At 51.4% G+C, this 18,182-nt stretch carries 20 protein-coding genes; 9 read left to right on the forward strand and 11 right to left on the reverse strand.

Annotated features, from left to right (window positions below; genetic code table 11):
• The first annotated feature begins 26 nt into the window (after positions 1 to 26).
• The gene (locus KK102_RS02320; RefSeq protein WP_216356866.1) at positions 27 to 896 is read left to right on the forward strand and encodes a LysR family transcriptional regulator; all 870 of its coding nucleotides are present in this window, start codon (positions 27 to 29) and stop codon (positions 894 to 896) included.
• A gap of 2 nt (positions 897 to 898) precedes the next feature.
• Here the strand turns inward: KK102_RS02320 and KK102_RS02325 are convergent, their stop codons facing one another.
• The 5 genes from KK102_RS02325 to KK102_RS02345 form a co-directional block, all read right to left on the reverse strand.
• The gene (locus tag KK102_RS02325) at positions 899 to 1,438 is read right to left on the reverse strand and encodes a cytochrome b (protein WP_216356867.1); all 540 of its coding nucleotides are present in this window, start codon (positions 1,436 to 1,438) and stop codon (positions 899 to 901) included.
• Complete coding sequence (locus KK102_RS02330; protein WP_216356868.1) at positions 1,435 to 2,490, reverse strand: catalase family peroxidase; 1,056 nt, start codon at positions 2,488 to 2,490, stop codon at positions 1,435 to 1,437. The genes KK102_RS02325 and KK102_RS02330 overlap by 4 nt, the downstream gene beginning before the upstream one ends.
• A 72-nt stretch (positions 2,491 to 2,562) precedes the next feature.
• A complete protein-coding gene (locus KK102_RS02335; protein ID WP_216356869.1) occupies positions 2,563 to 3,135 on the reverse strand; it encodes a DUF308 domain-containing protein in 573 nt (190 codons plus the stop codon).
• A gap of 190 nt (positions 3,136 to 3,325) precedes the next feature.
• A complete protein-coding gene (locus tag KK102_RS02340; RefSeq protein ID WP_042714665.1) occupies positions 3,326 to 3,910 on the reverse strand; it encodes a TetR/AcrR family transcriptional regulator in 585 nt (194 codons plus the stop codon).
• Between the two features lie 525 nt (positions 3,911 to 4,435).
• On the reverse strand, positions 4,436 to 4,831 hold the full coding sequence (locus KK102_RS02345; RefSeq protein WP_010430630.1) for a RidA family protein: 396 nt from the start codon (positions 4,829 to 4,831) through the stop codon (positions 4,436 to 4,438).
• 140 nt (positions 4,832 to 4,971) lie between these two features.
• Between KK102_RS02345 and KK102_RS02350 the strand changes: the two genes are divergently transcribed.
• The gene (locus KK102_RS02350) at positions 4,972 to 5,562 is read left to right on the forward strand and encodes a TetR/AcrR family transcriptional regulator (protein ID WP_216356870.1); all 591 of its coding nucleotides are present in this window, start codon (positions 4,972 to 4,974) and stop codon (positions 5,560 to 5,562) included.
• A 293-nt stretch (positions 5,563 to 5,855) separates the two neighbouring features.
• Here KK102_RS02350 and KK102_RS02355 read toward each other — a convergent pair whose 3' ends face one another.
• Both KK102_RS02355 and KK102_RS02360 read right to left on the reverse strand, forming a co-directional pair.
• On the reverse strand, positions 5,856 to 6,737 hold the full coding sequence (locus KK102_RS02355) for an arginase family protein (RefSeq protein WP_216356871.1): 882 nt from the start codon (positions 6,735 to 6,737) through the stop codon (positions 5,856 to 5,858).
• 37 nt (positions 6,738 to 6,774) lie between these two features.
• On the reverse strand, positions 6,775 to 7,869 hold the full coding sequence (locus tag KK102_RS02360) for an oxidoreductase (RefSeq protein ID WP_126544539.1): 1,095 nt from the start codon (positions 7,867 to 7,869) through the stop codon (positions 6,775 to 6,777).
• A 102-nt stretch (positions 7,870 to 7,971) separates the two neighbouring features.
• Here KK102_RS02360 and KK102_RS02365 point away from each other — a divergent pair, with 102 nt between their 5' ends.
• Positions 7,972 to 8,856: a LysR family transcriptional regulator gene (locus KK102_RS02365; protein WP_216356872.1), complete on the forward strand. Its 885-nt coding sequence runs from the start codon at positions 7,972 to 7,974 to the stop codon at positions 8,854 to 8,856.
• 308 nt (positions 8,857 to 9,164) lie between these two features.
• Positions 9,165 to 9,569: a cell envelope integrity TolA C-terminal domain-containing protein gene (locus tag KK102_RS02370; RefSeq protein WP_216356873.1), complete on the forward strand. Its 405-nt coding sequence runs from the start codon at positions 9,165 to 9,167 to the stop codon at positions 9,567 to 9,569.
• 88 nt (positions 9,570 to 9,657) lie between these two features.
• Here the strand turns inward: KK102_RS02370 and KK102_RS02375 are convergent, their stop codons facing one another.
• Positions 9,658 to 10,068 (reverse strand): ASCH domain-containing protein, encoded by a 411-nt coding sequence (locus tag KK102_RS02375; RefSeq protein WP_216356874.1) that lies wholly within the window; start codon positions 10,066 to 10,068, stop codon positions 9,658 to 9,660.
• 273 nt (positions 10,069 to 10,341) lie between these two features.
• Here KK102_RS02375 and KK102_RS02380 point away from each other — a divergent pair, with 273 nt between their 5' ends.
• Positions 10,342 to 11,742, forward strand: a complete 1,401-nt coding sequence (locus KK102_RS02380; RefSeq protein WP_244991899.1) for an alpha/beta hydrolase — start codon at positions 10,342 to 10,344, stop codon at positions 11,740 to 11,742.
• Here KK102_RS02380 and KK102_RS02385 read toward each other — a convergent pair.
• Both KK102_RS02385 and KK102_RS02390 read right to left on the reverse strand, forming a co-directional pair.
• The gene (locus tag KK102_RS02385) at positions 11,739 to 12,203 is read right to left on the reverse strand and encodes an outer membrane lipoprotein (protein ID WP_216356876.1); all 465 of its coding nucleotides are present in this window, start codon (positions 12,201 to 12,203) and stop codon (positions 11,739 to 11,741) included. The two genes, KK102_RS02380 and KK102_RS02385, sit on opposite strands and share 4 nt — an antisense overlap.
• Before the next feature lie 444 nt (positions 12,204 to 12,647).
• Complete coding sequence (locus KK102_RS02390; RefSeq protein ID WP_126544534.1) at positions 12,648 to 13,547, reverse strand: LysR family transcriptional regulator; 900 nt, start codon at positions 13,545 to 13,547, stop codon at positions 12,648 to 12,650.
• 128 nt (positions 13,548 to 13,675) lie between these two features.
• On the opposite strand from KK102_RS02390, the gene KK102_RS02395 reads away from it, so the two are divergent.
• The gene (locus KK102_RS02395) at positions 13,676 to 14,248 is read left to right on the forward strand and encodes a flavin reductase family protein (RefSeq protein WP_126544533.1); all 573 of its coding nucleotides are present in this window, start codon (positions 13,676 to 13,678) and stop codon (positions 14,246 to 14,248) included.
• 179 nt (positions 14,249 to 14,427) lie between these two features.
• Here KK102_RS02395 and KK102_RS02400 read toward each other — a convergent pair whose 3' ends face one another.
• Positions 14,428 to 15,264, reverse strand: a complete 837-nt coding sequence (locus tag KK102_RS02400) for a MipA/OmpV family protein (RefSeq protein WP_126544532.1) — start codon at positions 15,262 to 15,264, stop codon at positions 14,428 to 14,430.
• A gap of 202 nt (positions 15,265 to 15,466) precedes the next feature.
• Between KK102_RS02400 and KK102_RS02405 the strand changes: the two genes are divergently transcribed.
• From KK102_RS02405 to oqxR, 3 genes are all read left to right on the forward strand, one after another.
• Positions 15,467 to 16,144: a response regulator gene (locus tag KK102_RS02405; protein ID WP_126544531.1), complete on the forward strand. Its 678-nt coding sequence runs from the start codon at positions 15,467 to 15,469 to the stop codon at positions 16,142 to 16,144.
• Complete coding sequence (locus tag KK102_RS02410; protein ID WP_126544530.1) at positions 16,144 to 17,532, forward strand: sensor histidine kinase; 1,389 nt, start codon at positions 16,144 to 16,146, stop codon at positions 17,530 to 17,532. The genes KK102_RS02405 and KK102_RS02410 overlap by 1 nt, the downstream gene beginning before the upstream one ends.
• Positions 17,533 to 17,669: 137 nt before the next feature.
• Positions 17,670 to 18,149: an efflux pump transcriptional repressor OqxR gene (gene oqxR / locus KK102_RS02415; protein ID WP_010430601.1), complete on the forward strand. Its 480-nt coding sequence runs from the start codon at positions 17,670 to 17,672 to the stop codon at positions 18,147 to 18,149.
• Positions 18,150 to 18,182 lie beyond the last annotated feature (33 nt).

Below are 18,182 nucleotides of genomic sequence, written 5' to 3' on the forward strand. Positions count from 1 at the left end.
TCATTTTTGTACGGTGAGAAACTGACATGGAATGGGGTGATGTCCGGGTATTTTTGGCAGTTATGCGTAAGCGCTCTTTCGGCGAAGCGGCCCGAAGCCTTGGCGTGAGCCATCCTACGGTGGGTCGCCGCATAAAGGCGCTTGAGGATGAGGCGCAGCAAGCCCTCTTTCGCCGGACCAAGGAGGGCCTGGTCCTGACCGACGCGGGCGACAGGGTTCTGAAGCTGGCAGAAGCGGTGGAAAACTCCGCGCTGGCGATGGAACGACGCCTGGCAGGAAATCACGACCGTCTTGAAGGCCTCTTACGGATATCGTCAGCAGAGTGGTTTGCTAACTATGTTCTGGCACCTGTCCTGAGCGAGCTGACGCGTCGTCATCCGGCGATTGTCCCTGAACTTATCGCGAGCTACCGCTTACTCAATCTGTCGCGACGTGATGCCGACATTGCGTTTCGCATCGTGCCCTTTACCGAACCCGATATTGTCCAGCGCCGCCTGATGTGCATTCCCTACGCGCTTTACGGGACGCCAGACATCGCCGATATCGCCCGACACGACCCGGCCGCAGTGGGGCTGATTCTGATGAATACGGCCCAATCCCACTTTTCTGACGTGGCCTGGCTGCTGGACAGGTTCCCACATTCCCCACGCGTCTTCACCAGCACCAGCCGGGCCGTGCAGGCGCAGATGTGCAGTCGGGGGATGGGCATCGCCGTATTACCGCGTCCACTGGGTGATGCCATCACCGGGTTGCAGGCCATTAGCATGCCGGAGCCACCGCCGTCCAAAGATATCTGGGTAGGGTATCACTCCGACCTCCGGCATATGGATCGCCTGCGGGTCATGATGGATATCGCCGATACGATGCTTGCCGATCCCGCCACGGCGACAGCATGAGCCTAGGGTTTACGGTGGCCAGTCATACTGCTGAAGACACCGTCACGCAGCACGAAAGCGTGAAGCAGCGCAGCGGCAAGGTGAAGCATTATCATCGCGAATAACGCCAGGGCAACCCAGGTATGAAGTGGCCGCAGTATCGCATACCGATCATTACTGATGTCCACGATCGGCGGCAGAACGATGCCGTTACCCAGCGTGACGGGATACCCGGCTGCTGAGAGCATTGCCCAGCCTATCAGCGGCTGGGCCACCATCATCAGATAGAGCATCCAATGCGAGAGATGGGCCATACCGCGCTGCCAGGCCGGAATGGACGCTGGCAACGCGGGCTTGGCCGTCGTGAATCGCAGCCATAATCGCACGATGACCAGAAGCAATATCATCACCCCGAGAGGCTTGTGGATCGACACCAGCAGGCTGTGCGCGGAGGAGACGGTCGAGACCATCGCAACACCGATAAACAACATCATGAGAGTGGCTGCGGCCATCAGCCAGTGCAGGACGCGCAGAGCCGGATGAAAATAGACGGCCTGTTTCATAACGTCTCTCCCTTCTGTTGCGCCTGTTCATGGGTGCGCAGGTTATAGGATTTGGCATAAGCCGATGAGCGTGCGTTAAGTATCGGGTCAGCGGACGGTGCCATACCGTCGGGTAAAATCAACGGGTCATAGTTGATGTCATTACAGGGGCCCTGCTGTTGAGGGATAGCCTTGTTTAAGACTAACGTTCCGGCATTAATCGTTTTCCTGTCGGCTGGCCATGCCCTGGTGGCGTCGTCGCCTTTATCACCTGCCTGAGCAAGCGTGAACACTAAATCCCATTTCAGCGCGCCCTGCTCCAGACGATGCTGAAGATCCTGTTGCAGGAAATCGCTGTTCTGTTTATCGGCGTCGCTTATGGGAGTAAATCCGGCATGAGGCACCATGCTCCAGCGCACCAGTTGTTCATGGCCTGCCTTATCAATCAAGCGAAAAGCATTCAGGCTGTTAAAGCGATCGCTGGCCCAGCTTGAGGAGGGTGTGTATTGCTTTGCCCACGCAAAAAACGGTTTTATTTCCGGATGGTTCATGACAAAGGAACGTAATTTTTCCGGGTTCGGTTTTCCGGTTGCGGCATCCGGCAGGGTGGCCGTCTGGAGTTCATAGAAACTCTCAACGGAACTGACGGGGAAAAATGGCATGGCGTTCATACCGGTGCGCCACTGCTCACCATTCGACTGCTGAAAGGAGAGCGCCATACTCCGAACGGGCACGGCATAATCCGGTGCAGCCGGATCCCCGCCCGCAATAGCAAAACGTCCTGTGACAGCGGTTTCACCTTTGCTGAACAGAGAGGCACGTGAAAGCACACTGGCATTCCCGTTTGAGATAAACGAGCCCAGCACACACATGCCTTTAGCATGATTACGGCGATAGCCTTTATGTACTACACCCGACTGCTGTAATACATCAACGAGCTTATCCGACGTCAGACGTTGAGGCGTCAGCCAACCGCCAGTCCACAGGAATAATAAAAAAAGGATCAGGGGAATAATGCAGACCAGCGCCAGACGTACAACCGTTTGTCTGTTTAAACGTACTTTACTGTTCATATTGTTAACTCATTCTGCTCACGATATGTCAAAACGAAACGTGCAGGGGGTGATGACGCGTCGTGCCTGAAATCAGCATGACCGTTTCGCTTCTCTTTTTTGTCGGAATGTTAACGTCAGGGCTGACAGGCAAAAATAGACGGCACCAAACGCAGCATACCCCGCGATATTTGCTATTGACGGTGGCTCAGGCGTCCGGGCCTGATAGATAAAAAACGCGCCTGCAAGTGCAGACTGTGCGCCACTTAATATCATGCTCCATTGCGCACCATAATGTTTCCAGCGCTGTGTTGCCGCGCCCAGCTGCAACAGACCGGATAATATCGCCCAGCAGCCGAATACCCGAATGACATCATTTATATTGCTTTTAAGAGCCAACACGACGGCCAGCGTTGTTATAACGCTAACGATAATATTAACGGTCTGCATCCGGTTGCGGCCAAATCCCCCGCTTTTTCTTGCATCAAGATAATTCGCCATTGCATCCCATGCGGGGTAAAGAATGAGCAAAATCGATGCGCCAAGAGGCGAAGACAGGCCAGCGGTGAACACGGCAATAACCCATAAAACAGAGAAAACCGTCCGGATAAAATAATACTGTTGTAGCCAGTTCTGCTGATTCCCGTGGTGGATAGTGTCGGACATATAGACCTCTTAACCTGGCATATTTAACAAACGAAGCAGAGTAGCATGCCTCACCCAACAACGAACCTACTAGTAGGTAGATAAAAGATCAATATGTTTTACGCTAACCGTTACAAATGGATCGTCAAGGCGCGGGAAAATGAAAGACGTGTTGAAAACAGGCACAGCCCGGTCAATAACCGGGCGTCCTTCAGGCTGCGGTGAGAACCTTATCGATCAGTGGATAAGCAATTTGCTCAAAGACGTGCGGATTATTAAACGCCCGCGCTGCCAGCATGGCACCATGCATGCCCGCCATGAGAGCCCTGGCTTCGACTTCAGCACTTTCGCTCAGAGTGAAAACGCCTTGCGCTTCGCCAGCACTCAGTAATGCGGTCAGCCAGTCAGAGAGATCGTTAAAATGGCCGGTCACTTCTGCGGCAATATCCGCAGGTAAGGTCGGAAGCTCAACGGCCAGCATCACACAGATACAAAATGGTGAAGCCCCCTCTTTAATACAGGCCGACCAGAAATCAGCATAGCCTTTCACTTTGATCAGAGGATCGTTGGTTTGACGATCCATCGCTTCCATGCCACTCCGTGCTTCTGCACGGTATTCCTGCACAACAGCTTTGACTAAATCTTCTTTGCCCGGAAAATGATGGTGGATACTGGCTTTGCGGATACCCACGCGCTCCGCAAGATCGGCATAGCTAAAGCTTTTGTACCCACCCGTTGTGAGCAGCTGCCTCGTATTTGCCATAATTTCGCGCGCTTTCGGCGAACGTTCGATCATTTCACGCTCCAGTGTTCAATCCAGTGAAAAAATGTGCTGTCTGTGACAGGCGCGTCCCGCCGGGACAACCTACTGAGCGGCAACAGGAATGTCAAATAGCCGGGCCCGCAAAGGACCAACGGGAAAAAGCCGCCTGATATCATTGACACCACCCCATCCTACTACTAGGATGGTTTCACTTCAAAACATATCCCTGTAGTGGAGAGTGTATGGCAGTTATCCCTTTTCCGGACAGGCGCAGCCCGGCGGCTCCAGTGCGTAACATTCGCGAATTATCCAACGTCATTCACGCGAATGAAGATCGCGGCCGTACGGCGTGCGTAGAGAACAATGATGCCGTTCGCCGTTTCGCATTAAACGTTGCCGCGAAGCTATTAAGCGATCGGGAGCTTAATCAGGCCGCGCCCTTTATGATAGACAGAATTGTCAGGCTCCTAATGACTGAATCCAAAAACAGTTAAGAGTGGCCATTACGGATCGGTGAGATATCGTTTCTCTTGATATCTCTGTGCATCGTTTGCCTTCTTAATGTTCAGGAATGCGGGCGATAACCTTTATCTCAAAATCAAATCCTGCAAGCCAGTTAACCCCCACGGCTGTCCAGTTCGGATACGGGGGCTTCGGGAAAATGCTGCTTTTCACCTGCATAATGGCTGGAAATTGATTCTCCGGATCGGTATGAAAGGTGGTCACATCGATAAGATCGTCAAACGTGCATCCCGCGGCGGCAAGCGTAGCCTTGAGATTCTCGAAAGCACGCTCTACCTGCGTAGTAAAGTCGGGCTCGGGTGTACCGTCCTCCCGGCTACCCACCTGTCCGGAAACAAACAGTAAATCACCAGAGCGGATCGCTGCGGAATAACCATGCTGTTCATAGAGTGCGTGGCGATTTGCAGGAAAAACAGGTTTCGGTTGGTTCATAACATATCCTTTCTTTGGATGTGCAACAGCGGATGCGTGGCATCCATAAATGAATTAAGATACGCAGCGTATGTCAACTTAATCACACATACGCCGCGTATGTCAAACATCCTGCGCGGCGTACAGGATAAGGAGCCCGTATGGCAGCCAAACGCCGCGCCGAAACGATGGAAGAAACCCGCACAAAGTTGATTGCGGCTGCACGAAAAGCCTTCGCTGAAAAAGGGTTTGCGGCAGCGTCGATGGATGATTTGACCGCCAGCGTCGGCCTGACGCGTGGCGCCCTCTACCATAATTTTGGGGATAAAAAAGGGTTACTTGCCGCGGTGGTGACCCAGATTGATTCTGAAATGGCGCAAGGCGCCAAACATGCAGCGGCGCAGTCCGGTGATGACCAGCAAAAGCTTCTGGCCGAAGGGATAGCTTATATCAAGATGGCGCTGGATGAAGAAGTCCGGCGTATCGTTCTGCTTGATGGCCCAGCTTTTCTTGGGGATCCGACAAAATGGCCAAGTCAGAATACCTGCCTCGACGCCACTCGCGAAAGCCTTTCAGACCTGATTGAACGTGGCGTAATCAAACCGGTAGACGTTGGTGCCACCGCCTGGTTATTAAATGGTGCCGCACTGAATGCCGCCCAGTGGGTGGCCGCGAGTGACGATCCGAAGCAGGCATTGCCCAAAGCGATTGAGGTTTTCACCCTGTTGGTCAGTGGCGTGTTGCAGCAGTGACCGCACCGCCCTACCCGGTTATCTCGTGCTGAGAGCAAGCTTAGCCGCGGAGGAAAAGCAAGAAGTGAATCGGTAGCAGATATTTTCTTTATCCGAAGGAGCGGATGTTATCGGATAACTTTCCAGGGCAACGGATTGCTGGCATTTTTGTTGGGCAATTGTTACCGATCTGCCGAATCTGCCCGCTTTGTGCCAGAAGCGGACGATGTGAGAGTATAAGTACTTCCAATAACTTATGTTAGAAGCCCGTACATCTTGAAGATGAACGGGCTGACAAAATTAGATCTGGGCTCTTACTCGTTCATCACAGGAAGCTTGTTTAGAAACTCTTTAAGATTCCAGGCATCCCACGGCAGATGTTCGGTAATACCTATAATCACAATTTCTGTCTCGGCAGAGACATCACGGATAATCCTGAGCGTCTGCGTAAGGTTCAGTTTCCCTACCGGATACACCGCCTGCCAGTCAAACTCAGGTTCAGGCTCCGCGAACAGCAGCGAACGGAAGACGTCCGGGTTGAGGACATCCAGGTCCAGATGCACGGCAAGTTTGCAGATGTTCTGTTCTTTTATCCAGCGAGTGATCCTGTCACTGTTTTCATAAAGTTCTTCAGGTCGGGCGATCTGCAAACCAAGATCGCTTATAACGGACGATTCCTGCTCAGTCAGCCCTTCTTCAATCAGACCGGCATACATAACGCGCGAGGGTGCTACCGGAGTTTTCACTTTTGAAGCAAACTCCGGATCGCCGCCACCTAAAAGATTGCCCAGTACCATGGTATGGCCGTTGGTAAAATCGCGCGGGGTCTTCACATCAGGGTGTGAATCGATCCACAGTACGCCCATTTCACCATTGTGCCTGGCGTTCATCCAGGCAAACGGAGCCTGGTCTACAAGGCAGTCACCGCCAAACACCACGATGTGATCCGGTTCTTCTTTTTCCAGCACTGCCCAGGCCTCATCATGCTGGCTGAGTAACTGCCGGCGATAAAGCAGCCCCTCTTCAGGCTCAGGCGTGTCCGGGTTAAATTCCGGCACGCTGATAGTATGCAGAGGGGAGCGTGACTCCGGAGAGAGCCAGTGCAGCAACCGGGCACCAAACCCGTAGAGCGCCTGGTTGCCACCCTGCCACTGTGGAAATAAGATCCTGATGGTTTTTTTCGACTTGTCAGTCATGTTAACTCCCTGGTTTCAGCACAGCTGGTGATAACAATTAAAAACGCTCTTTTTCCTTAATGTCCGCAACCGGCGAAAGAATATCGCCAGGCAGATCGTGAAGTGGCAGACCGCTGCTGACTTTTCGTGGCCAGTCAGGATTGGCAAGTGCAGCCTTGCCAATGGAAACAAAGTCTGCCCCCATACCCAGCAGCTTTTCTGCCGTTTCACCGTCATCCAGCCCACCGTTAGCAATGATGATGGTCTCCGGAGCGGCTTCACGGGCAAGCTCAACAAGGCTCTTGTCGCTGTTCTCAAATGCAGGTAGCCAGGATTTGTATTCGGTCACATGGATATAGTCCACGCCGGCATCGGCGAGCAGACCGAAGATTTTCCTGGCACCGACCTCACCTTCTTTCCATTTATGATGAAAATCGTTTACTTTTCCCTGCGAAATCCTGACGCCCAGCGTCTTTTCTGCGCCAATTTTGCCGCGTACGGCACGGATAACTTCCAGCGTAATGGCCAGCCGGTTTTCCAGGGAACCGCCCCATCCATCAGTACGCTGGTTGGTATAGTCTGTCAGGAACTGGTCAAGCAGGTACCCGTTCGCCGCATGGATCTCAACCCCGTCAAATGTTGCATCACTGACGGCGCGCTCCGCGCTGTCGGCAAAACTGGAGATGATGTCGCGGATCTGCTCTTCACTGAGAGTCCGGGGAGTGCGGTATTCTCCGGAACCATAGTAGAACTCAAGCTGCTGCCCTTTAGGTTTCACGGCGGAAGGACCGGCAGAGTCCGGACGGTAGATATTTTTCTGAGACAATGCGCCGGCATGAATGAGCTGGGCTATGACCCGTGCACCGCGCTGATGTGCTTTTTCGACAATATTTTTCCAGCCGGAGATCTGTTCTTCATTCACGATGCCTGGCTGAAACGCATAGGTCTGTGACCACGCCCGATCAATGTAGATCCCCTCGGTGATGATGGCGCCGAAACCTCCCCTGGCAAAGCGGAGGTAATAATCCTGCATCTTTTCACCCGGTACGCCGGTTTCAGACGCGGAGATACGCGTCATAGGGGCAACCATGATGCGATTGCGAAACAGAGTGCGGTTGATAAATGTGGCTTCGAATAATGATGCGTGGCGCATGGTGACTCCCCGGTAACAATTATAATAAAAATAATTATAATGCCGTTGTCATGAACGTTATACTGGTAAAATACGCATCACTGTATAACGGAAAACGATATAATGAATCTCCGGGACGTCGAACTGTTCACCATTCTTGCGGAAACCTGCAATCTTTCTCAGGCCGCACGCAGACTTGGCATGAGCGCGATGAGCGTGTCGCGACATCTCGCCCAGCTGGAAAAGGATTTAGGTGCGCGTCTGTTTCAGCGTACGACCCGCGCGGTCTCACTGACCAGCGAAGGCGAAGAGTTTCTTCCCTATGCCAGAACCATGATGGAAGCAGAACAGGGCGCGCGGATTATGTTCAGCGAGGACGCTGGCGGGGCAACAGGCCTCTTGAGGATCACGGCACCCTCCGGCATCGGCCGGCGTTACATACTTCCCCTGCTGCCTGAACTCATGGAACGGAATCCGAAGATGAAAATCGACCTCAACCTTAGCGATGACGTGGTGGATATCGTGGGTCAGGGATACGATGTGGCCATCAGGGTCGCCCCGCTCAGGGATTCGAACCTGATTGCCCACAGACTCAGCAGCAACCCCCGGGTCCTCTGCGCCTCACCTGCTTATCTTTCCCGGCACGGGATCCCCACCACTCTGGCAGAACTGACTAATCATCAGTGTTTGAGAACGGCAATGGTGTCTCAGTGGACATTTGTGAAAGATGAAAACCTGATCAGTCATCTGTTTGAGCCACGGTTCATTTGTAACAATGTGGAGGGTGTCCGAAGTATGTGTAAGGCCGGAGCGGGTCTGGCACAGCTAACAAAAGCCGATATTCACTCTGAACTGACAACCGGAGAACTCGTCGAAATAACACTGAGTGATGTGGAATGCCACATGCTGGCAATCTGGGCGCTGTTTCCGACAAAGCGCTACCTGCCATGCCGCGTTACTGTCTTTCTGGATGCTTTAAAGTCTTCGCTGAAGAGACTTATGTCATGAATATTAAGTTCAACTTTTGCAGAGAGTGATAAGGTCATAATGTCCGCTCTTCGCTCATAGCCGACGTTCATATTTAAGCGTAGCTCAATACAGCGAACGGTTTGGTGATCTATGGACGAGTCCAGGGAGCCAGCGCAACGTAAATCTTACTGCGCCCAGGCTGATTTTTCCTGCAATTTTCAAGCCTGCCCCCCTTAAAATTGGGGGTATATGAGCCAACAAGCCCCCCTCTCTGATTTTCGTGCCATAATGCCCCGATTCATCGGTGCGTATCGATACTTTTGGAAAAATCATAAACGGACTTAGACATGACCAAAATCTTGATGCTGGTAGCAATGGTAGCAACCATTGCTGGTTGCACTCCATTAACCCCAAAAGATTGCCAGAAGAAAAGCGCTCTTGATTCGTGCTCTTACAAACGTTCAGGAAAAGTAACCGATAATGACATTTATGGCGAACAAGCATCAGGTATAAAAAAAGCACTCGATGCAGCACTGACCAAACCCCATGCCTGGAGTGGGAAAAGATGTAATGTGCATCTGGATTTCAATATGGACGGCACCTTGCAGAATTTCATCATAAAGAGTGGAGATAAGGATTACTGCCGTGCTTTAGCTGAAGCCTCCAGGCAAGCAAAATTCCCACCATTTACTAACCAGCATGTTTACGACGACATGGGTTCTGCCCGGTGGGATATGCACGGACAACCATGAAAAATATCTACTTTGACTGTCGGCTTCGTGCCAGAAGCGGATAGTCATATAAATGGAAATTGATGAACGTCAATCCGTTTACTCTGTTCTACAGGATCTCAACCACTTCAAACTCTTCTGCGATCAACTCCATATCTTCAGAAAAATGACCTTCGCGGCTGAAAAATCTCTGATGCTCTTTCTGCCAGTATTCAAGGCTTAAATCCCCTTCACCTTCTTTGCGAGCGAACGCCTCAGTCACATCACAAAAACGCACAAGCCGCAATGAAACCAGTCTGATCACGCAGACCGGAACATTCTGGCCATCAAGAATAATGTTATAACTCCCAATCCTCAGGGCAGAATCCTCCTGCTGGAAAGAGGCAAAAGATCCGCAAGAGGCCGTTTTGATCCCTTTTTTGATCAGGTCCGCAAGCTCGCTGGCGAGTTCCGGGCTGTCACCCATTTGCCAGGCATCTACGCCTGGATACTTCATTTTTATTACCTCAACCTCAACCATTGAAATCCCTTCTTTATCGTCGGTGAAAACAAAAGTTATATATTTTTTAGCATGAGCTGTCCCGACATTATCTGTGATGCCTTTAAAGAGTCGGGCAAATTTTGAAAAGCCGGGGACGAGTTAACACAGTGTATCTTTTACATACCACGCGAGTAATGCTGTGCCATTATTTTAGGTACCACGCGCCCTCGGCAGACAAGGAGCCTGACGTTGAAATTCTTAAGATGGTTCAAACGCATTGTCTTATCCCTTGTTTTGTTGGTCATTGGCGCAATGGGCCTACGTCTTTATGACATTCAGCGCGGACCGGACCTGCAACTCTGGCATACCTATGTTCCTCATGAAATGGATGCTGACGAAATAGACAAAGCAGACTGGAACCATTACCTGAAGGTTGAGGGTTCTCTTTTCACAGAAGTGAAACTCAATGTCACGGACAAGCTGGATGCTCAACAGCAAACGGAACTCAATCGCTATTATTCCGGCAGTCCCATTTATCCTGACAGATTCCAGACTAACTGGAATCGCTCTTACATTATGTTCCCTGATGCCAAACCCAAAGGTGTCGTGGTGATGTTGCATGGTTTAACCGATACCCCGTACAGTCTGCGACATATTGCAGAGAATTATCGTCAGCATGGATTTATTGCTATTGGTATCCGATTACCGGCACATGGTACGGTCCCTGCAGCCTTGACGAATGTGACATGGCAGGACTGGCTGGCCGCGACGCGCCTTGCAGTCAGAGAAGCTAAAAAGTTAGCGGGTAATGATGTACCGCTACATATTGTCGGATTTTCCAATGGCGGTGCTCTTGCCATGAAATACACGCTGGACGCTCTTAATGATCCCCGTCTGGCAAAACCTCAGCGCGTTATCCTGATTTCACCGATGATTGGCGTTACCAGTTTCGCGCGTTTTTCAGGTGTTGCGGGCTGGCCATCATTTCTGCCCGCGTTTGCGAAAGCAGCATGGTTAACCATCATGCCAGAGTTCAACCCGTTTAAATTTAATTCATTCCCGACGAATGCCGCCCGGCAGTCTTTTCTGCTAACCAGTGCGCTGCAAACCCAAATTGCGGCTGATTCACGAAACAAAAAACTAGACCAGTTACCGCCGATAATGACATTTCAGTCGGCAATGGACTCTACCGTCAGTGCCCGAGCGGTCATTACAGCGTTATATAATCGTTTGCCGGTTAACCACAGCGAAGTCGTTTTATTCGATTTGAACCATGCCGTCAGGTTTAATGCGCTATTGCGGAGATCTTCTTACACCGCGCTGTCGAGATTACTCCCTTCGCCCCCACGTCGATACGACACAACGATAATCACGAATGTCACCGCGGGCAGCACAGAGATGGAAATCCGCACGATTCCAGCGGGTAAAACAGAACAGATCGTTGAAAAAATGGGGCTGCGCTATTTGCCGGACGTTTACTCACTCTCTCATGTCGCCCTGCCTTTCCCTCTGACTGACTCCCTGTATGGCCGTTATCCTGAACCACAGAATCAATACGGTATTAGCCTGGGAACCTTTGCCGCGCGTGGAGAACGCGCGGTACTGATCGTCGGACTTGATTCTCTTATGCGCCAGTCTTCAAACCCCTTCTACCCTTATATCATTGAGCGTATCAATGAAGGCATAGATACCCGAGTCCCGGGGAATAATTAGCGAGGTGACACCGTCGTTTGCCCGCCCGCGGATGATATGGCCACCCTTTGTCCAGCGGAGAAGCGGGTCGGCCCCTGGCGTTGCACTACCATAAGCATGCGTCCGTCATCCAGACGAATCTCAAGCTCTACGCCCTGGACAAGATTCATACGCCCTTGTACGCCCTGCCCAGCCATTCCCCCGGCGACAGCCCCAGCTGCCGTCGTCAGTCTGCGACCAGAGCCTCCGCCTACCGTACTCCCGGCCAGACCTCCGAGAACACCACCGGCCACCGCCCCCATGGCATTATTTTCCTCACCCGCCTGAATTTGCACGGCACGAACGTGAACTAGCGTGCCGTAATATACCTGCTGTACCCGACCTGCAGTGGAGGCTGAATGAACATCGCCGGAAAGATTGCTTGTGTTGGTACAACCGACAAGGCCTAAGACAATAATGAGCACGCAGTGTCTGAATAACATTTTGCTTCTCCATCCAATTTAACGGTTTAGTGGTCTTTCGCGTCACGAATCACTGAACTTTTGTTATCCAGCGACCCCGACAAGCCCCTGATGGATACGGCAGTCCTGGGTATTGCTGTTGTGCGCATACCACTGTTCTTCTGTGTGCAGATATTTAACAGTAGCCTCGATAGTTCAACCTGACCAGGTTTCGCGACACCCTCACCTGCTCCCTGACTTAAGAGAAGGAATTTTATTTCGCGTATCCATCTTCGGGTACAAAGCGTACTTCGCGCGCCAGCAAGGTAGAGGTCACGATAGATTCAGACGGCATGGCTTCCGTGATGCCAAACGGAAATTTCCCCGAATTTTCGAACGTTTTGTTGCAGATGCTGCGAAGGCGAGGGTTAAGCAAGTCAGAATAGAATGTCCGCTTTGTGCCAGGAGCGGACGTTGCGGAAAAGATTATTTTGATGCGAAATATTTGCGTAATATTTTTTCTAATAGCGAGAAAACGACAGTCACCCTTTTTGGAGTAATCAGCTGGTAAGGCCGATATAAATAAAATTGCCACTTTTCCTGTCGCAGTTCAGGCAGTGGGGGAACAAGTTGGCCGCTTGCTAAGTACTCCCTACAGATAAAATCGCTGGATTGTACGACCGTTTTTCCGGCCAATGCAGCCTGAATTTCGGCGTATGGGTCTGTGGTATAAAACTCTATATGACGAGGGACAAAAGTATTCACTACGTCACTCATAAACTCAAATATTTTTCCCGTTTCAGGATTAATTAAACCACTGAATGGATAACGCTGTCGAAGATCTTCTAAATCAGTTGGTGCTCCCAGGCGCGCAATGAGTTCAGGGGATGCAACCAAAATATGCTCAACTTGCCCGATGTTTTTAATTATAAAGTTTGGATTAGGTTCTCGCCCTACACGTATACCTATATCGATACGATGCTCGATAGTATCAAGTTTCATCATATCTAAACGCCAGTCGATAAATAACTCAGGATATGGGCGTAGTGCAGTCAATAGTTCATACAAGATTTGTTCATGATTTGGAAATCGAAGTAACGTGATACGAACAATACCCTTCATTTCATTATCATCTTTCGCTGTCTGAAATAGTTTTTCAGAATCTTCCAGCAGTCGCTTCGCTTGGGGTAAAAATAACTCACCGAAACTGGTGAGAAAGATCGACCGAGTATTACGTTTGAAAAGTGGTTCACCAAGGTGTTTCTCCAACTCAGCGACTGTTCGGGTTACTACTGATGGTGAAACCGACAGCTTTATGGCTGCTTCGCGGAAGTTCAGGGTTTCAGAGGCAATGATAAAAAACTTTAGAGCATCAAGTTTGTTCATGATTGTTGTGAAAATTGCAATAATGTATTTTGATAATAGCAATTAATTTGCAACTATTCCAGTCATATAATCGAACAATCAAATAAGTAACCTGTCTTAATTTTTATCAGAACTCAAAAGAGTAAATTATGTCAATTCAACCAGTAGAGTTAAACAAAGCCTATCGTTTATTGCAGGTCGGGCCAACAACGATGATATCGGCTAAAAATGATGGAATTGAAAATGTCATGGCAGCAGCCTGGGTGGGGTTAGTAGGAAATAACAAAGTGATGGCTTTTATAGGTCCACAGGCATTTACTCGCAGACTTGTAGAAAAAAGTGGATATTACGTTGTCCAGATCCCCGTAGTAAAACAGATGGAAATGGTTTTATATGCTGGAGGCCACAGTTATTCTGACACACCCGATAAAAACAGTAAAATTCCACTATTTTATCAGGAAGAGTTCGATCTTCCTTTAGTTGAAGGTTGCGCTGGCTGGCTAGTCTGTAAGGTCATACCCAATGTAGAAAATGAAAAGCAGCACAACTTGTTCATGGGGGAAATTGTCGGAGCATGGAGTGATGACCGCGTTTTCAGAAATGGGCACTGGATTTTTGATGATGCGCCTGATGAATTACGTACTGTCCATTACGTAGCTGGCGGACAGTTTTACGCCATTGGTAAAGGTACAAAATTCAATTATGGTCCAGGAAAAGACTAATCCTTACTTCTGTATAAATGTAGCCATATAACATGGCTACATAGAGGTAATAGTTAAAAACAACCGACTTAAGATGTCCGCTTTTCGCTCACAGCGGACCTACGCCCCCCGTCCGTCATCTTCCCGGGGCGGCTCGAATTCGTCGCTATTGCGCGCTCATCTCCATAAGTTACCAACCATCAAAAACTGTACGTCACCTTCAAACTTCCCGTAGGCGACGTTTTGCGTTGCACAATGGGGCTATCGGCCGCATCTCCCGTCAGCTGCGTCACGCCCGCTGCGGCAAGTACGCTCCAGCGCGAGGTGAGCCTGTGTGTCCAGTCAAGATTCAGCGAGTACGCATAAATTCCGGCACCGGCGTCATGTCGGGCAAACCCCGATGCGGCCGACTGGGCGGCGCTGACGCCATAGTACGTCTGCATATACTTGTCGGAGCCCCAGCTGCCGGTCAGCGCCAGCGCCACCTCATTTTTTGGTGAGGTATAGAGCGGGCTGATAATACCGAAATGTACCGCCTCACCGTTTTCCCTTTCAGAAACCGGAACCTCAGCCTGCAGCTGCAGATGAAGCCAGTCGGTCACCTTATACCCCAGCCCAGGCACAACGATGGCAGAGCCTTTGATGTCGCCCATACCCCGCAGGTAGTCGCTGCCGGAGCTGATCGAATCGCTGCTCACGTCTTTATCTTTACGGCCTGTTCGATAGCTCACAGCTGCGCTGTAATCCAGGTTGCCGATGTTGTTGCCGTAACCGACGCCCCGCGTGGTGCTGATAAAGAAGCCGTTTTCCATGGCGTAATCCACCACCTGCGCCGCACCGACGCGGGTTTTATCTGAACCCGAGTAGCGCGGCGCGACGTCCACGCCGCCCCCCAGGGTTAAAACATTACCCTGGCTCTGCTCTGCCGCCAGCACAGGCGTGGTCAGTAACGCCAGAACGACGCCCGGCACGATGTTTTTCAGGCTGCGGCCCGAGAGCAAGTGTGGGGACGAATGACGCAGTTCGATGTTTCTCATTAAAGAAGTCCTTCTGGATTCAAATAGTGACGATGCAAGCGGTTAAACGCCAGAACGCCCATTTTGAATACTGACCCTAAGGTTCTTATGAGCCGAAAATGAAGAAACACTGAAGCGCGCGCGGGTGCTGTAAACCGGACAGATTTCCTGATACCGTTTTTTCTTAAGATGTTCTTCATTCACGGTTGATACAGTTACCAGTGTGAAAATTCTACTCATCGAAGACGACCTGGATCTGGGCAATGGCGTACGTATCGCCCTTGCCGATCAAGGATTTGACGTTATATGGGTTCGCCGTAAAGAGGATGCGCTGCATCAGCTTGACGTCTGCGTGCCAGAACTTATTTTGCTCGACCTGGGGCTGCCCGACGGCGACGGCATGAGCCTCATGACGCGCTTACGCCAGCAGCTTAAAGGGATCCCGGTCATCATCCTGACGGCGCGAGGCACGCTGCAGGATCGCCTCTGGGGGCTGGATGCAGGTGCAGACGACTATCTCGTTAAACCTTTTGTTCTCGCCGAACTGCTGGCGCGGGTAAGAGCCCTTGCGCGGCGCAGTTACGGTTTCGAGAATGAGGCGATAGAGATTCGAGGCTTATCTCTTCATGTACCAACGCGTCGCGTGACGGTGAGCGCACGCCACATAGACCTGACGGCGAGTGAATATGCGCTGCTTGAAACGCTGATGCTGCGTGCGGACCGCGTGATTACGCGACGGTTTCTGGAAGAACGGATATTCGGCAACAAAGAGAACCTCAGTAATGCGCTCGACGTGCACATGGGAAATTTGCGAAGAAAAATCGGCGACGGCTATGTGCGAACGGTGCGTGGCGTCGGGTATGTTATTGATACCGTTGCTGTTCAGAAGGTGACGACGTAATGCGAAACCTGTGGTATCACCTGAGGCGCCCGACGCTGGTACGCCGAATTATCATCGCCCAGTTGCTGCTGCTTACCCTGCTGTGGTGTCTATTTTTAACCTTCATTCTGTGGGAGGACCTGCGCAGCCCTCCCATCCTCACGGGCAGTCATACCTATGAAACGCTTTTTACCCTGGTCGAGCGGATGGACGAACACCCGCAGGATCGTACTGCCGTGCTGGCAGCCTTCAGCAAAGCGTTACGAGAGGGCTATGGCGGCGGTGAAGATCCCGCCCTGTCGATCAACTTCATCGTGCGCAGAAATAACGCGGTTATTTTTTCATCGCCTGATGCACCAACGGGGGTAACCAACACCCGGTTTGGGGAAATGCAGCGTGTTCAGAGCGACGGTCGTACCTGGACCAGCCGAACCCTTAAATCCGCTCATTCCGATGTGGAGGTCACCCTTTTCACCCCGGCCGGTGGCTGGAACTTCTTTATCTACCTCAACTCGCGCGGTTACTACGTCATGCCGCTGTTGGTCTGTTTCCCTTTTCTTCTGTTCCCCGCGTGGCTGTCAATCCGCATTGCCATGCGCCCCTGGAACAAGGTGGTCAATGAAATTGCATTGCGCACGCCAGACGATCTCTCCCCCTTAAAAGCCGTACCAAAACACAGGGAGCTTCGCCAGATGGTCGATGCGATTAACGACTTTCTTGCCAGGGTACGAGAAAGCGCGGAAAGGGAGCGGGTTTTTATTGCCGATGCGGCTCACGAACTGCGAACGCCGCTAGCGGCGATGCGCATCAACGTGGAAGCGTTGCAATCGTATGTACTCAGCGAGAGCCAACAAGAATTACTTGCGGGGATTATTCGCAGCAACAGTCGTGCTGCGCGTCTCGTCAATCAGCTGCTGCTGATGATGCACAGTGAAGCACGCCTTGATACGGACCTGGAGCCCGTGCCGCTAACGACGCTCATTCAAGAGCGAATGGCCGAGCTTGAACCGCTGGCGTCTGCGCGCAGGATTGAGCTGGAATTCTTCGCCGAGGATGAAATCTGGATCTCAGGCGTCAGGGAACGCCTGGTGTCGCTCATTGATAATCTTATTGAGAACGCCGTGAAGTACAGCCCTGAAGGCGGGCGGATTCAGGTCGATGTCCGCACAGTAGATGGCTTCGCGCGGCTACGCGTTTCCGATGCAGGGCCCGGTATTCCGGTTGAATTGCGCGAGCGCGTGTTCGACCGATTTTTCCGCGATCCCAATCAACTGCAAAGCGGGAGTGGACTGGGGCTTGCCATCGTTAAAGCGGTGGCTCAGCAGCACAACAGCAGCGTAAACCTGAGCACTTCCGCAGAGGCTGGCCTGATGGTGACGGTCGACTTCCCTAACCGCACGTATAGCTAAAGCAGAACAGGGGGTTCGATCGCAAATGCCGCAGATTGCTTCAAAAAAATTACCGTATTTGTTATATTGTTGTTTATTGCTTATTCACCTCTGCGGTGCCAAAAAGAACAAGATTCACCGCAACCCAGGATACAAAAATGTTAGATTACCGCTTCCCGACAGCTTTGCAGATGGTTCTCAGCGTAGCAATGGCGGAGCAATTGGGTGAACGTTCGACGAGTGCGATTCTGGCCTACGGTCTGGAAGCAAACCCGAGCTTCATCCGCAAACTGATGGTTCCTCTCACGCGTGACGGTATTATCGTCTCAACCCTTGGCCGTAACGGCTCGATTCATCTAGGACGCCCGGCAGAAGAGATCACCCTGCGCGATATCTACCTTTCCGTCATCGAAGATAAAAAGCTGTGGGCATCGCGTCCTGACGTACCGGCCCGCTGCGTGGTCAGCGCTAACGCCTGCTGGTACTTCAAGTCTATCTCCGAAGAAGCGGAGCAGGCTTCGTTACAGGTACTGGCGCGCCACACCGTGGCAAGCGCGCTGGAAGAAGTGAAAAAAGCCGATACCAGCGGCTGCGATCCGGTGCCTGAACTTATCGCCAAGTATAAAGAAGCCCTTTAACTTTCCTCGAGTGCAAAAAAAAACCGCCTTGCT

It is taken from the genome of Enterobacter quasimori (assembly GCF_018597345.1).
GTDB lineage: Bacteria > Pseudomonadota > Gammaproteobacteria > Enterobacterales > Enterobacteriaceae > Enterobacter > Enterobacter mori.